The organism is Pontibacter sp. H249 (genome assembly GCF_037892465.1).
GTDB lineage: Bacteria > Bacteroidota > Bacteroidia > Cytophagales > Hymenobacteraceae > Pontibacter.
The window spans coordinates 122,128-138,505 of the sequence record NZ_JBBKTR010000014.1; the positions used below are offsets into that span (position 1 = coordinate 122,128).

Sequence of the window (16,378 nt, forward strand, 5' to 3'; positions counted from 1 at the left end):
TAGTGCAATTGCGTTTATACTTCTGCGAGAACCGTTTTTATACTTGTTGGCTTGGCAGCGCCAGTTATAGTTTTACCCAGCTGCAGGGACAGTTCTACAAGGTATGTTTGTTCATCTTCTGTGATGTCTAATGTATACTTTTCAGGGTAAAGCAACTCTAGCCTGCGTCGCACATTTGTAAGGCCGATGCCGCCAGTTTTATCTTTCTGGTCTTTATTCTTTTTGTTGAAGACAGTAAAGTATAACGTGTGCTCCTCTACGCGCAAGCCTATACTTACCGGGTCCACCGGGTCAGTACACACACCATGTTTGAAGGCATTTTCCACAAACGAAATCAACATAAGCGGAGCGATGAGCTTGCCTTCTATACTTCCTTCGGCAGTTAGATCAATAAATGCATTTCCTTTCAGGCCAATGCGCTGCAGTTCCACTACATCCTGCAGGTAATCTACTTCCTTTTTTAACAGCACCTGCTGCTGCTCACTTTCGCGAAGCATGTAGCGCAGCAAACCCGACAGCTTTAGCAAAGCATCCGGTGCCAGGTCAGACTTCTGATAAGTTAGGGAATAGATGTCGTTGATGGTATTGAACAGGAAGTGTGGGTTGATTTGGGAGCGCAGAAAAGCCAGCTCTGTAGTAAGCTTTGCCTGCTCCAGCTGCTTCTTCTCTTCCTGCGTTTTAAAGTAATCAACCACATAACCGTAAGCAATCCCCAGCAGAATATACATGATGCTTCCACGCAGTACACTCTGAAAGATCCAGATCATGGTTATCTCACGCCCGTAGGTAGACCAACTGAAGTACTTGAGCAGGATGGTTTCCAGGAGGTAATGCACAGGCGTAAAAGCTACCACCAACGCAAGTACACTTATCACATACAACACATACTTACCTTTGCTAAACAAACGCGGCACCAGCACGCTGGCGTTGGCATAAAAGAGCGCCGCCGTCAGCAGGGTTCGCATAAAGTCTATGGCTGTGGTCTTGTAAAGCGACTCCAGCGTGTATTGGCTCTCATAAAAGTAGTAGTACTGAAACCCGTAAACGGCGTCTTTGAAAAAATCGAAGAACCAGAACAGAACGTGGAACAGGATGATCTTCTTTTTATGCATCCTTAAAAATAGAGGAATCACCCGGATTATACTTTATTAAATCCATAAACTCTGCATTATAATTTACCAACCGCCGCACCCGGTGTAGCAACTCCTTAAAGTATGGCAAAAGGTGTTGGTCAACTAAAATAGCCAGTTGGTGTATTACACTCGCTGTGCCTGCTCCGGAGCTTTTATGTTTGCATCAATCAATTATACAACAGACGCAAAACATAAACCCATGAGAAAGTCTCTCTTAGTTATCGCCTTTGTACTTGCAGCTCAGATATCTTTTGCCCAAGCAGTGCCAGATTCTGTGAAAACCTATATCGTGCAGGCGCTGGATATTATGAAACAGAACTCCATCAACAAGTATAAAATAGATTGGGGAACGCTGTATGCACAAACCCTAGAAGAAGCAAAAGACGCTAAAACTATAAGAGACACCTATCCAGCTATTAAGAAAGCACTAGCAAGTTTGAAAGACGGTCACAGCAAGCTTTATGAACCTGAAGTGATCAATGCTTTAAAAGAAATGGGCTATGAAAGCGCTGCGGCAGCCAAAATGCCAATGCCAACCGGAAACATGGTAGATGGTAAGTACGCGTTACTCACCATTCCGGGTTTCTCGGCTATTTCTAACAAAGACCAGCTTACTTTTGTTGATTCCATTCAGAGCGTGATCAGGATATTGGACGCACAAAACCCTAAAGGCTGGATAATAGACCTGTGCCTAAACCAGGGCGGCAACCTGGAGCCCACTATTGCTGGACTAATGCCCGTTTTAGGAGAAGGCAAATCAATTGGCTGGGCCGATGCTGATGACAGAATAGAATTTGCCAACTATAAAAACGGGATGATTATCGGCTTGATAGACAGCACTGAGCACTTCATCAAAAACCCCTATACATTAAAGAAAAACGACTTACCTGTGGCAATACTAATAAGCAGCAAAACAGCCAGCTCCGGAGAAATGACAGCTATTTGCTTTACAGGCAGAAAACACACTAAACTTATAGGAACTCTAACGCTAGGCCTTACCACCGGCAACAGCCCAAAAGAATTGACTGACGGAGCGTGGTTAAATCTGACTAACTCAAAAGCAGCAGACCGTAACGGTAAAATTTATGGCGGAAAAGTAAATCCTGACATCAACATAACCCTTACCAAGAATGCTATAACTGATCACTATTTATACTTAAACGCTGCCATCAAACATATCGAAAAGCCGAGGAAGTAACCATTCGCCGGGCAGAAGCAAAACTGCTATAAAGTATAGAGCGCAACATAGAAGCTTTATACTTTATAGCAGTTTTCATATATTTATTAAATGAACTACGCGTTACAAGTAATATAAGTAGGTTTGTCTAACGCTTTACCCACCTTTTAGCCCTTACGATACATGGAAACAGAACTGCCTGCCATCAACCGCTGGAGCCAATTTGAAAAGCTTGTGTTTCGCTTCTTTGGTTTGTACCTGCTGCTGTACATGGCGCCTACCACTTTTGCCAACTTCCTGTGGGATGGCATGGTAAACTTCTTAGCCGAGCATGTGCTGCACCTTAGCAACCCAATCACAATAAAGCCTAATGGCAGCGGCGACACCACCTACAATTATGTGCAGTTGCTTGGAGTGGCGCTATTAGCCACAGCCGGAAGTATAACTTGGACACTTATTGACCGCAAGCGGTTGCATTACGATAGACTGCTTTACTGGCTGCTGGTGCTGGTGCGCTACTATCTTGCTATGTCCATGATTAGCTACGGCTTTGCAAAGATCTTTCAGACGCAGTTCCAGTTCCCGTACCTGCAGCGCCTGGTGCAGCCTATAGGGGATGCGTCGCCTATGGGTTTAGTCTGGACATTTATGGGCTACTCTACGGGGTATAACCTTTTTACGGGCATAGCAGAGGCTTTAGGAGGCTTTTTCCTGCTTTTTAGAAGAACGACTACTTTTGGTGCCTTGCTTTCTATTGCTGTGCTGGCAAATATTGTGGCACTTAACTTCTTTTTTGATATTCCTGTAAAACTCTTCTCCAGCCACCTGCTTCTGATGGCAGTTTTTGTAGCGCTTCCGGATATACCAAGGTTAATCAGGCTCTTCTTCCTGAACAAACCAGTACCTGCAACTGTAACACCGCCGCCCTTTCAGCGGAAGTGGATGCGGATAACACGCATCGCCCTGAAAGTACTGATAATAGGCGTCTGCCTTTTTGGGGGCGTTTACGGCAAAATGCAGCTGAAGAAATACTATGGAGACACATCTTCTAGGCCTGCTATTTACGGTATCTACAAAGTAGATTCTTTTGAGATGAACGGCGAAGTACTGCCACCGCTTACCACCGACAGCATCCGCTGGAACACCTTTATCGTGAGCAACGAACGGTACGTAACCATAAAAGCAATGAACGACTCCATCCGAAATTACAGCATCACGCTAAACCCAGCTGGCAGTACGTTTCTATGGTCTACCTCCAAGGGAAGTATAGGCGACTTTAGCTACCACATCCCCGACAGTACCACACTGAACTTGCACGGCAAACTGAACAACGACACCGTTAATATTCACCTCAAGAAGATCGACCACAACAAGTTCAGGTTAGTGAACCGGGGCTTTAACTGGATAAACGAGTACCCCTACAACAGGTAATTTAAAGTATAACCCAGCCATACTTTAACAGACACAAACAAAAAGCGCCACCCTTTGCAGAGTGGCGCTTTTATACTTTATACTTCTATACTTTGCTTAGATGTGCAGCGCGCGGTTTTCTGTAGCTGCCAGGCAAGCCTCTTTCATGGCTTCGGTATAGGTTGGGTGTGCATGGCTCATACGAGAAATATCTTCTGCCGATGCACGGAACTCCATTGCAACTACAGCCTCTGCAATCATATCAGCAGCACGAGGCCCGATCATGTGCACGCCCAGAATTTCATCTGTATTCTTGTCAGCCAATACCTTTACAAAACCGTCGGTATCCATGGATGCTTTGGCACGACCAGATGCTTTGAACGGGAACGAACCAGATTTATAAGCTCTGCCCTGCTCTTTTAGTTGCTCCTCAGTAAAGCCAACACCAGCCACTTCCGGCCAAGTATAAACTACACCAGGTATCAGGTTATAGTTAATGTGCGGCTTCTGACCTACAATCTGCTCTGCCACCAGCACACCTTCTTCTTCAGCTTTGTGTGCCAGCATGGCGCCACGCACTACGTCACCAATGGCGTAAATACCCGGCACGTTTGTTTCTAGGTGGTCGTTTACGGCAATCATACCGCGCTCACCCATTTGCACACCTGCGTTCTCTAAACCAAGGCCTTCGGTGTATGGTTTACGACCAACAGATACCAGCACGTAATCACCTTCAAACGTAACTGCTTCGCCCTTCGGATTCTCAGCAGTTACTTTTACTGTATCGCCTTCGTTAGTCGCTCCTGTTACTTTGTGGCTCATGAAGAACTCGAAGCCAAGCGCTTTCTTCAGCACACGCTGCAGCTCTTTACCCAGCGCACGGTCCATGGTCGGGATAATGGCATCCATGTACTCAATCACTTGTACTTTAGCACCTAAGCGCGCATACACAGAACCTAGTTCCAGACCAATCACACCGCCACCAATTACGATCAGGTTTTTAGGAACCTCTGTTAATGATAAAGCCTCAGTAGATGTGATAATGCGCTTCTTATCAATTGGCAGGAACGGCAGTGCTGTTGGCTTAGAACCTGTAGCGATGATCGTTTTATCTGTCTCGATCTGCTGCTCGTTACCATCTACACCAGCAATCTTGATCGTGTTCTTGTTCACGAAAGAACCCAAGCCGTAGTAGGTATCAATTTTGTTCTTCTTCATCAAGAAAGCAATACCGTCGTTGTTCGACTTCACCACTTCTGCCTTACGTTTAATCATCTGCTGGATGTTCACCTGCAAATTCTCCAGCTCGATGCCGTGCGTGGTAAATGTATGCGCCGCGTTGTGGAAGTGCTCAGAAGAATCCAGTAATGCTTTTGATGGGATACAGCCTACGTTTAAGCAGGTACCGCCCAGCACGTTATACTTTTCTATGATAGCGGTTTTCAGGCCCAGTTGCGCGCAACGGATCGCTGCCACATAGCCACCAGGACCAGAACCGATTACAGTAACGTCGTATTTCATTGTGTTTTATACTTTGAGGAAAGCTATGCTCTCTATTTTGTATTTGATTTATCTGCAATTAGACCCACATTTCTCTGCAGTACCCAACTCCCCTCCTCGGAGGGGTTAGGGGTGGATTTAATAAAAAGGAGGAGCAAACTTCTTCGCTTACCCCTCCTCTTCTTATCTGGATATATTAAACTCCAAGCAATAAGCGCATCGGATCCTCCAGCAGCTCTTTTACTCTAACCAAGAAGCTTACAGACTCACGTCCGTCGATGATGCGGTGGTCGTAAGAAAGTGCCAGGTACATCATTGGGCGAATCTCCACTTGTCCGTTTACAGCTACAGGGCGCTGCACAATGTTGTGCATACCAAGTATGGCCGACTGCGGCGCGTTTATGATCGGAGTAGACATCATAGAACCGAACACACCACCGTTAGTGATCGTGAAGGTGCCACCTGTCATCTCTTCAATTGAAAGTTTACCGTCACGTGCTTTTTTAGCTAAACGGATAACTTCTTTCTCAATGCCATCCAGGGTCAAGCTTTCCGCATTACGAATAACCGGCACTACAAGGCCTTTCGGAGAAGAAACAGCGATTGACACATCCACAAAGTCGCTGAACACCATCTCGTTGCCATCAATTTGTGCGTTTACAGCAGGCCATTCTTTTAGGGCAACTGTACAAGCTTTTGTGAAGAACGACATAAAGCCTAAGCCTACCTCATGCACCTCTTTGAACTTGTCTTTATACTTGGCACGGATGTCCATAATCGGCTTCATGTCTACCTCATTGAAGGTAGTAAGCATAGCCGTTTCATTTTTAACCTGCACCAGGCGGCGGGCAACAGTTTTACGCAGCGAGCTCATTTTTTCACGGCGCTGATTTCTGTCGCCGGTAGCGGCAGGGGCCTCAGCCTCTTGCTTGGCAGCCGGAGCAGCGGCGGCTGGCTGTGCAGCAGGTCTTGCCTGCGCGTTCTGCGCATCTTCTTTCGTGATACGCCCATCACGGCCTGAGCCCTGCACATCAGCAGCATTGATGCCTTTCTCTGCAAGGATTTTACCAGCAGCCGGAGATGGTGTGCCAGAAGCATAAGTTTGAGCACCTGATGGTGCTGCAGCTGGCTGCGAAGCAACAGCCTGGTTTGAGGCTTCCTGCTTGGCATTTGCCTGTGCGTTAGCCTTGGCAGCACCTGCACCCGGTACTATCTTGCAAAGTAAGCCTCCGATCTCTACTGTATCTCCTTCCTGCGCTACAATCTGCAATGTTCCTGCAGCCTCAGCCGGCAACTCAAATGTTGCTTTATCAGACTCCAGTTCAGCAATAACCTCGTCCATCTCTACGTGGTCACCATCGTTTTTCAACCAGCTTGCAATCGTTACTTCAGAGATAGATTCGCCTACAGTGGGTACTTTCATTTCTACGGCCTCGCCGGCACCACCAGTTGCAGCCTTTGGAGCAGGCTCTTGTGCAGCAGGTGCAGCCGCCTCAGCAGCTGGAGCAGCCGGAGCCGATGGCGCAGCACCGTTTTGCTCTATTTTACAGATAACAGCACCAACTTCAATGGTATCGCCTTCCTGTGCTACAATGCGTAAAATGCCTGCGGCTTCGGCTGGCAGTTCGAATGTGGCCTTGTCAGATTCCAGTTCCGCAATCACCTCATCCATCTCCACTCGGTCGCCGTCTTTCTTTAGCCATTGGGCTATGGTTACCTCGGTGATCGATTCACCTACGGCAGGCACTTTAACTTCTAAGCTCATATCTTATTAGAATTATGAATTACAAATTATGAATTACGAATGAATATGAGTGATAAGCTAATATAGCTGAATACAACTATTCGTAACCCATCACTCATTATTCTTAGTTAAATTGAAAACGCTCTATCTATCAGCTCCTGCTGCTCTTTTGCGTGTATTTTAAGATAACCAGTTGCCGGCGATGCACTTGCTTTACGTGCTACTACATCTTCAATGCTGTTTCGCATAATGCGCAGGATGTACATCCAGGCACCCATATTCTCTGGTTCTTCCTGTACCCAGAATACTTTAGCGTTCTTATACTTTTTAAGCTCAGCTTCTAACTGCACTTTCGGGAAAGGCGCCAGCTGCTCCATACGGATGATAGCTACATCTTTACGCTTATTCTTCTGCTGCTCTTCCAACAGGTCGAAGTATACTTTGCCTGAGCACAGCAGCACTTTCTTAACCGACTTAGCCGAAGCATACGTATCGCCAATCACTTCTCTGAAGCTGCCATTTGTAAAGTCCTCTATCGGAGAAACTACAGCCGGGTGGCGCAGCAACGACTTTGGCGACATATTTACAGCAGGCTTGCGGAACGGCAACGCCAACTGACGACGCATAAAGTGGAACAAGTTGGCAGGTGTAGTAATATAAGTAACAAACATGTTATTCTCCGCTGATAGCTGCAGGAAACGCTCAGGACGAGCATTAGAGTGCTCCGGCCCTTGGCCTTCGTAACCGTGCGGCAACAGCATTACCAAACCGTTCATGCGCTGCCACTTAGATTCAGTAGAAGAGATAAACTGATCGATCATTACCTGCGCACCGTTGGCAAAGTCACCAAACTGAGCCTCCCAAATTACCAACGCATTTGGGTTAGCCATAGCATAGCCAAACTCAAAACCTAATACGCCATACTCCGAAAGCAGCGAGTTGTAGATCTCGAAAGATCCCTGGCCCTCTGCCATATGGTTTAGGTTGTTGTAGGCTGCGCTTGTAACTGCATCGTGTAGTACGGCATGGCGGTGCGAAAATGTACCGCGCTGCACATCCTGGCCAGAGAAGCGAACTAATTTACCATCCAGCAATACAGAACCATAAGCAAGTAACTCACCGGCGGCCCAGTTCAGCTGCTTCGTTTCAAAGAACATTTCTTTACGCTCTTTAATCAGCTTCTCGATTTGCTTCAGCGGTTTAAAACCTTGCGGCAAAGTAGTTAAAGCCTTACCAACTGTTTCAATTGCTTCTGCAGAAATTCCTGTTTCCGGCGACTGGTTAAAGTCTTCTGGCTTAGAGCGGCGAAGCGACTGCCACTCCTTCTCCATCTGCTGGTAGTTGTATGGCAACGGCTTCTGCTTCACCATGTCCAGGCGGTCTTGCAGCAGGCTACGGAATTCTTTATCCATACTTTTCGCCAATTCCGCATCAATCTCACCACGAGAAATCAACTGCTTGTTATATACTTCGCGTGGGTTGGCATGTTTCGAAATCAGGTTGTATAGCTGTGGCTGTGTGAATTTAGGCTCGTCAGATTCGTTATGGCCATGACGACGGTAGCACACCATGTCGATAAAGATGTCGTTATTGTAGCGCTGACGGTACTCCATAGCCATACGCATAGCGAACACTACAGCCTCCGGATCGTCACCGTTTACGTGCAGTACTGGTGCATCTATTATTTTGGCAACATCCGTAGAGTAAATGGATGAACGAGCGTCCTCAAAATCGGTAGTAAATCCAACCTGGTTGTTGATAACAAAGTGAATTGTACCGCCTGTATTGTAACCATCCAGATTTGCCATCTGGGTAACTTCATATACTATGCCCTGGCCAGCAACGGCAGCATCGCCATGTATAAGTATAGGCAATACTTTATCGGCATCTTTACTGTACATGCAGTCAATTTTAGCACGCACAAAACCTTCTACTACCGGGTTAACCGCCTCTAGGTGCGATGGGTTCGGGGCTAGCTTCAGATTTACTTTTTTGCCTGATGGCGTTACTACTTCAGAAGAGTAACCCATATGGTATTTCACATCACCGTCACCCATAGTCAGGTCCGGAACGGCTGTGCCCTCAAACTCAGAGAAAATTTGCTCATAGGTTTTGCCCATGATATTGGCAAGTACGTTTAGGCGACCGCGGTGAGCCATACCTATTACTACTTCTTCTACGCCAAGCTCGGATGCCTTGTCAATAGCAGCATCCAGGGCAGGTATAGTTGTTTCGCCACCCTCCAAAGAGAAGCGCTTCTGGCCTAAGAATTTCGTGTGCAGGAAGTTCTCGAATACAACTGCCTCGTTTAACTTAGACAGGATGCGTTTTTTATATTCTATACCTGGATTGAAACTAAGAGAGTCGCGCTCTACCTTCTGTTTGAACCACTCCAGCACCTCCGGGTCGCGGATGTACATGTATTCAAAACCGATAGAGTCAGTATAAATTTTCTTTAGCGCAGCTTCAATGTCTCGTAGCGTAGCTGGCCCAATACCAATGATCTCACCTACCTGAAACACCGTGTTTAAGTCAGCGTCCGTTAATCCGAAATCAGCCAAGTCAAGTCTTGCTTTACGGTCTTTGCGCGCACGTACAGGGTTTGTGTTAGAGCGCAGGTGGCCTCGCGTACGATAAGCGTGAATTAAGTTGCGAACAGCCACTTCTTTTTCAGACTCACCGGCTGCAACTGCACCTTTTACCGGAGCAGTAGCTATACCTTCTGCAGACTCATGACCATTTTCGCCATAAGCAGTAGCAAACTCAAATCCTTCAAAAAACTTACGCCATCCGGCATCTACAGACTCCGGATCCTGCTGATAAGCCTTGTAGAGCCCATCAATATAATCGCCATGCGCATTGGCGATGTAAGTATATTTATCCATAAGATTAACCTCTTTGTATAAAGGCAAAGTTAGAAGTATTATTCAAAAAACAAACTTCATGTATTCGCATTAGCAAATATGCCTCAATATCAAACACTAAACATTCCTATTCATACCCTATAAGGTGTGGTTCTGTTACAAATCTTAACATACTACTGTTAGTTATAAACGACATTACCGTAGGATTATACAAAATAAGGTACACTTAGAAATATTGGCTACTACAGTTTTATGATTATCAACTTTCACAGACCTCTATGTAAGATCTGAATTCAGTTTAATTATGTTACTTTACTCTATTTTTAATGCGAACTGAATTTGCTCTAACAACCTGAATCATTTATTTAGATGCTATACTCCTGATAAAAGCATGAAAAAACAATGTTACTTTTCCTGCAATTAATTCCTGAGTTGTTAAAGATGTATTAGTTACTTTTAATATATAAATGTGAAGTTGCGAGTTTAATCTAGTTAAAGTGTGAGGCAAGGGATATTGCCAGATACTATGTTACACTAAATATATTAGTTATGTATAGCTATCTGTTAGAAGAGTTATCAAAGACAATAGGAGCCAGAATGCTTATCAGATTTGAGTATAAAGGGGATGCCTATACAGTAGAGCCTCACTTGCTTGGTCGTAACCACCTGAAGCAGGACTGCCTTTTGGCTTGGGTAGTTTCTGGTAAGATGCCATCTGAAAACATCAGGGGCAATTGGCAGACATTTCAGCTAAACGGCATCTCTGACCTTAAAGCAATGGAGCAGCGATTTACAAAGCACCGCCCAGGCTACGACCCCTATGAAAGCTCTATGAGCAGGATTTATTACCGGATTTAGCGAAAAAACCCGGCACCTTCAGGTGCTGCTACGTGTTATACTTTTGCGACAAAGAGCAAGTATAACTTGAGCCGGAAGAAAAGAAAGTATAAGCCACAAACTTTAAAAGCCCCCTTAACTGCCCAGGAAAGGGTAAGCCGCTACATGCGTGGCAACAAGTCTAAAAACACTAAGCCAGAATTAATCTTACGTAAAGCACTATGGCAGGAAGGCCTGCGTGGCTATAGAGTGCACTGGCCTAAAGCCCCTGGAAAACCTGATATTTGTTACCCATCACGCAGGCTTGCGATTTTTGTTCATGGCTGTTTTTGGCATCAGTGCCCATCCTGCAAGCCTGTTGCACCCAAAACCAACATTACTTTTTGGCAAAACAAGTTTAACAGCAACAAATTACGTGATAGTAAATACAAGCTGCTATACCGCGAAGCTGGCTGGCAACGCATTGTTATATGGGAATGCCAGTTGGCCCAGAATTTAGCAGGTTGTGTATCGCTTATTAAAGAGCTGCACCGAGGCGTGCCTGAAAGCTGGGAGCTAGCCGCTTAAAACTTATAAAGCATAAAGTATAGATTTTTCGTTAACTTAAGGAAACACTAAACTATACTTTAACCTATGAAGAAAAATATCCCGATGCTGGGGCTGCTCGGGTTGCTAGCATTCGGCTGCAACGAAAGCTCCAGACAGGTAGGCGAAGCAGAAAATGAAGTCGCCACCGCCGATAGCACTAACCTGCAGCCAGCACTGCAAAGTATAACTTCAGAAAGCCTGCTGGCTCATACTACTACGCTTGCCTCCGATGCTTTTGAAGGACGTGCTCCAGGCTCTGTAGGCGAAGACTCTACTGTAGCGTACTTAACACGCCACTTCAAACAGCTTGGCTTGCAGCCTGGCAACCCTAATGGCACCTATGTGCAGGAAGTACCAATGTTTGGATACACCCCAACACCAAAGGCTACGATCACGGCCAACGGCAAAAATATACCACTCAATTTTCCTAATGACTACGTGGCATTAACGCGACGCTATATACCCTCTGTAGAAGTTAATAACTCTGATCTAGTTTTTGTAGGTTATGGCGTAGTAGCTCCTGAGTTTGGTTGGGACGATTATAAAGGAGTGGACGTAAAAGGCAAAACAATTGTGATGCTTGTAAATGACCCACCTGTAGCCAACCCTCAGACCCCTAATCAACTAGACAGCACGATGTTTGGGGGTAGAGCAATGACCTATTATGGCCGCTGGACTTATAAATATGAAATAGCAGCAGAAAAGGGTGCTGCCGCTGCTATTATCATTCACGAAACAGGACCGGCAGGATACCCTTACGAAGTTATTTCTGGCAGCCACAGCCGTGAAGGCTTTGAAATCATTACTCCAGATAAAAACATGAATCGTGCAAAAGTGGAGGCATGGATAACTGAACCGAAAGCACGTGAGATATTTACAGCACTTGGCCGCAACTTTGATCAACTAAAAGAAGCGGCTAAGAAAAAAGACTTCAAACCTGTTCCGTTGAAAGCTAACGCTAGCTTTAGCATTAATAACAAGCTCCGTGAAGTTAAGTCGCAGAATGTGGTGGCAAAGCTGGAGGGCTCTGAGCCTAACCTAAAAGATGAATACGTTATATATACGGCACACTGGGACCACCTTGGCAAAGACCCTAACCTTCAGGGAGACCAGATTTATAATGGCGCTCTTGATAATGCTACAGGTACTGCAGGTTTATTAGAACTGGCTAAAGCTTTCAGCGCACTTGATTCTAAACCTAAACGCTCTATACTTTTTCTGGCAGTAACAGCCGAAGAAAAAGGTTTATTAGGTTCTAAATATTATGCTAGTACTCCACTATATCCGCTGGACAAAACTGTGGCTGTTATTAATATGGATGTTCTGAATGCCTATGGCCCTACCGAGGATGTTGTAGTAGTTGGCTTTGGCAACTCTACGTTAGAGGATATCTTGGCTCAAGAAGCTAAATCCCAAAACCGACGCATTGTACCCGAGGCTACACCTGAAACAGGTTCCTTCTACCGTTCTGATCATTTCGAGTTTGCTAAACAAGGGGTGCCTGCCTTATATGCAAGTTCAGGTGTTATGGCCCGTAATCAAAGCGCAGATTATGTAAAGCAGTGGAAAGAACGCTATACAGCTAACGACTATCACAAACTCACAGATGAGGTAGGTGACGATTGGAACCTGGAAGGTGCAGTCGAAGACCTAAAACTCTTCTTCCGAGTGGGGTATAAAGTAGCTAGCACTGAAAAATATCCTGAATGGAAAGAAGGCACTGAATTTAAAGCAAAGCGTGAAGCCATGCTTTCAGGTCCTGCTGATAGTGTGAAAGCTAAGTATCAGTAGTCTATTAATAAAAATGTTGCCCCTGCTGCATCTATCTGGGGCAACATTTTTATTTTTTTGCTTTTCCTACTGCCTATGAAGAGAAGTACTATCTAACATATCTGCCTTTCTAGAGCTAGTGGTAGTAGAAGCCACAACATTAATGAAAGGAAATTTTACTTTTTCAACTTAAACCTTCACTATCGGAATAATTCTATTCTATCGTCTCTTTAAGTTCATTTCTTACAAACTCCAGTTATCAATAAAATTGCACCTTTCACTTCTATTTTCATGCCACTGCCTATTAATTAGTCAATTTTAGTAGCCTCATAAGGTTACCTTTTAAGAGCTTTCGTATAAATAAGTACAAAATCAAATTGATTAGAATTATGAAAAAGATATGGAAATTAGCATTTGCAGGTTTAGCTTTTGTAGCATTTACAGCTTGTAACAGCGACAACAATACAACTACAGAGTCTGAAAACTTAGAAACTACTGACGAAATGGAGACTGATTTGGAAACAGATATGGACATGGAGCAGGATACCGTTATGCTCCAAGACACAACTGTTGACGATGGTGTCGCAGATGAAATTCAGGAAGAACAGCCACCTGTTCAGTAGTTAGCTTAACTTTTAAACTATTTCGAAGAAAGTCCCTGCCCTCGTAGCAGGGACTTTTTTTTATATACTTTTAGCGCCTTTTTAGGTAAAAGAATCATAGAAATGGTGTATGGATATGCTATAAACCTTTATAACTTTAGGAATGCAAAATACAACACTTACACACGATGGTATTATCATTGAACTGGTAGATTCTGATGAGTTGTTGGAGCAGGCTGTTAAAGATTTAAGCAGTAGCACCGAGCTTGCCCTGGATCTCGAGTTTGATCAGCATCGTTATACTTATGGATTTAATTTGTGCCTTATACAGCTTACAAGTGGTAATGGCATTTGCTATATTATTGATCCCTTTCCTCTTGCTAGTTTACAGCCTGTTTATGAGCTTCTGGAAAATGAACAAGTCACTAAAATAATACATCACGCCAACAACGACATACTTTTACTAGATAAACTAGGGTGCCATATTCATGCTGTACTAGATACTGATGTAGCGGCTAAGGTTCTTAACTATGAGCGTTCCTCGCTTGCTACCGTGCTAAAAGAGGAATTTAACAAAGAGATAGATAAGTCGCAGCAGTCAAGTAATTGGAACAACAGACCTTTAACGGAAGCACAATTAAAATACGCTGCCATAGATGTTATCTACTTGCACAAAATAAAAGATAAGCTAGTAAATGAGGTAAAGCAGCAGGGCCGATACCACTGGCTAGAAGAAGAAAACCAGTTGCTTGAAGCACTAACCTACTCTGAACCTGAAAATCCTCACTTAAAGCTTAAAAATGCTTTCCGCTTAAATTACTTTCAACAGTACGTGCTGAAGGGCCTTTTTGCATTCAGAGAGAAAATGGCACAGCAATTTAATAAGCCGGCCTCTTATGTAATCGCTAATGAGGCATTAGTTGATTTAGCACAGGACTATAAAACAGATATCCATGAGTGGCTTAATCATACTAAAGGTATTCATGGCGGTTTAAAAAAACCAAAGCATGAGGCGCTACTAAAAAAAGCACTAAATGATGGAATTGAAGAGGCCAAAGCACATAACATAAGCCATGATTATCCTGAAAATCGGTGGCTGCGCCCTACTCGTACTCCTGAAACTGAACAACGTAAAGAAGAATTAACAAAGGTGCAGAAAGCTATTATCTCAAAGTATGGCGAATACGCATCCCGACTAATAATTACTCAAAGCGTTATAAACGAGTACAGCCAATCTGGTAAACTCATATGCTTGAAAAGATATGCTACTGATATTGTTATGGAAACAGCTGCAGAAATCGGTGTAGATTTACCAGCACCTTCTTTTAAGTATCATAATTAATTTAAGTAGACCTTAATAACAAATTATACAAAATCCCAATGAGCGCATTTAGAAGGGAACATGATTTTCTGGGAGAAAAAGAAATCCCAAATGAAGTATACTATGGTATACAAACAGCAAGAGCACTTGATAATTTTAATATTACAGGTATACCAGTGTCTAAAGAGCCATTGTTCATTCAAGCTTTTGGCTATGTGAAGAAAGCAGCCGCTATGGCAAACTTGGACTGTGGTGTAATTAAACCTGAAATTTCTGAAGCTATCTGTAAAGCCTGCGACAGACTTATTGCTGGAGAGTTCCTTGATCAGTTCGTAACAGATATGATACAAGGTGGTGCAGGAACCTCTGTAAACATGAATGTAAATGAAGTGATCGCAAACGTTGCACTTGAATCACTTGGACACCCTAAAGGGATGTATAAAATTATAAGTCCAAATGATCATGTAAACTTTTCACAGTCAACTAACGATGCCTATCCAACAGCTTTCAGGCTGGCGCTATATCACAAAATCGACAAATTTATAGCTAGCCTAGAGGCGCTGCAGCAGTCTTTTGCAATAAAAGGAGAAGAGTTTAAGGAGGTATTAAAAATGGGCCGTACTCAACTTCAAGACGCTGTACCGATGACACTTGGAGCTGAGTTTCATGGTTTCTCTACCACGATCAAAGAAGATATACAACGCCTTAATGAGGCGAAGATGCTGATCTGTGAAATCAATATGGGAGCCACTGCTATTGGTACATCAATTAACGCACCAGAAGGCTATCCACAAATTGTTACCAACCATTTAAGGGATATTACTGGTATACCCGTTGTATTGGCAGAGGATCTAATTGAAGCTACCTGCGACACTGGTGCTTATGTTCAAATATCAGGTGTATTAAAAAGATGTGCGGTTAAAATTTCTAAGATTTGTAATGATCTGAGGCTTTTATCATCAGGACCTAGAGCAGGTATAAACGAAATTAATCTTCCTCGTATGCAGCCTGGTTCTTCTATTATGCCTGGCAAAGTTAATCCAGTTATACCAGAAGTTGTTAATCAAACTGCTTACTTTGTTATTGGATCTGATGTAACTATAACAATGGCTGCAGAAGCTGGTCAGTTACAGCTAAATGTGATGGAACCTGTTATAGCATTTAGCCTATTTAGCTCTCTTACATATTTAGAAAACGCTTGCTATACTTTAAAAGAAAAATGCATAGAAGGCATTACAGCTAATGAAGAGATATGTAAGAATATGGTCATGAACAGCATTGGAATTGTTACTGCCCTTAACCCAATAATTGGTTATGAAGCATCTGCATCAATTGCAAAAGAGGCTCTACTCACTGGCAAATCTATACATGATATTACTGTAGTTGAGCGCCAGCTGATCACGCAGGACAAGTGGGAAGAGATTTTCTCTAT

The 16,378-nt window shown here is 43.9% G+C and carries 12 protein-coding genes; 8 read left to right on the top strand and 4 right to left on the bottom strand.

The window, feature by feature from the left end; all coding sequences use genetic code 11:
• Positions 1-14 precede the first annotated feature (14 nt).
• Complete coding sequence (locus tag WG943_RS16470) at positions 15-1,112, bottom strand: sensor histidine kinase (protein WP_340410676.1); 1,098 nt, start codon at positions 1,110-1,112, stop codon at positions 15-17.
• A 220-nt stretch (positions 1,113-1,332) separates the two neighbouring features.
• Here WG943_RS16470 and WG943_RS16475 point away from each other — a divergent pair, with 220 nt between their 5' ends.
• Together WG943_RS16475 and WG943_RS16480 are read left to right on the top strand one after the other, a co-directional pair.
• Positions 1,333-2,331 carry a S41 family peptidase gene (locus WG943_RS16475; RefSeq protein ID WP_340410677.1) on the top strand — a complete coding sequence of 333 codons (999 nt, stop codon included), beginning with the start codon at positions 1,333-1,335 and terminating at the stop codon, positions 2,329-2,331.
• A 162-nt stretch (positions 2,332-2,493) separates the two neighbouring features.
• Positions 2,494-3,741 carry a hypothetical protein gene (locus WG943_RS16480; RefSeq protein ID WP_340410678.1) on the top strand — a complete coding sequence of 416 codons (1,248 nt, stop codon included), beginning with the start codon at positions 2,494-2,496 and terminating at the stop codon, positions 3,739-3,741.
• 96 nt (positions 3,742-3,837) lie between these two features.
• On the opposite strand, the gene lpdA is transcribed toward WG943_RS16480, so the two are convergent.
• The 3 genes from lpdA to WG943_RS16495 form a co-directional block, all read right to left on the bottom strand.
• Positions 3,838-5,241, bottom strand: a complete 1,404-nt coding sequence (gene lpdA, locus WG943_RS16485) for a dihydrolipoyl dehydrogenase (protein WP_340410680.1) — start codon at positions 5,239-5,241, stop codon at positions 3,838-3,840.
• A 175-nt stretch (positions 5,242-5,416) separates the two neighbouring features.
• Positions 5,417-6,985, bottom strand: coding sequence for a 2-oxoglutarate dehydrogenase complex dihydrolipoyllysine-residue succinyltransferase (gene odhB / locus WG943_RS16490; RefSeq protein WP_340410681.1), 1,569 nt, complete (start codon positions 6,983-6,985; stop codon positions 5,417-5,419).
• Positions 6,986-7,092: 107 nt separating this feature from the next.
• The gene (locus tag WG943_RS16495) at positions 7,093-9,849 is read right to left on the bottom strand and encodes a 2-oxoglutarate dehydrogenase E1 component (RefSeq protein ID WP_340410683.1); all 2,757 of its coding nucleotides are present in this window, start codon (positions 9,847-9,849) and stop codon (positions 7,093-7,095) included.
• A 528-nt stretch (positions 9,850-10,377) separates the two neighbouring features.
• Between WG943_RS16495 and WG943_RS16500 the strand changes: the two genes are divergently transcribed.
• The 6 genes from WG943_RS16500 to aspA form a co-directional block, all read left to right on the top strand.
• A complete protein-coding gene (locus WG943_RS16500; protein ID WP_340410684.1) occupies positions 10,378-10,686 on the top strand; it encodes a hypothetical protein in 309 nt (102 codons plus the stop codon).
• A 66-nt stretch (positions 10,687-10,752) separates the two neighbouring features.
• Positions 10,753-11,232, top strand: a complete 480-nt coding sequence (locus WG943_RS16505; RefSeq protein WP_340410686.1) for a very short patch repair endonuclease — start codon at positions 10,753-10,755, stop codon at positions 11,230-11,232.
• Positions 11,233-11,298: 66 nt separating this feature from the next.
• Entirely contained in the window at positions 11,299-13,044 is a 1,746-nt protein-coding gene (locus WG943_RS16510; RefSeq protein ID WP_340410687.1) for a M28 family metallopeptidase, read from the top strand.
• A gap of 368 nt (positions 13,045-13,412) precedes the next feature.
• Positions 13,413-13,646 (top strand): hypothetical protein, encoded by a 234-nt coding sequence (locus WG943_RS16515; RefSeq protein WP_340410688.1) that lies wholly within the window; start codon positions 13,413-13,415, stop codon positions 13,644-13,646.
• A 142-nt stretch (positions 13,647-13,788) separates the two neighbouring features.
• A complete protein-coding gene (locus tag WG943_RS16520; RefSeq protein WP_340410690.1) occupies positions 13,789-14,967 on the top strand; it encodes a ribonuclease D in 1,179 nt (392 codons plus the stop codon).
• Between the two features lie 38 nt (positions 14,968-15,005).
• A partial coding sequence (aspA, locus tag WG943_RS16525) for an aspartate ammonia-lyase (RefSeq protein ID WP_340410692.1) occupies positions 15,006-16,378 on the top strand: 1,373 nt, incomplete at its 3' end.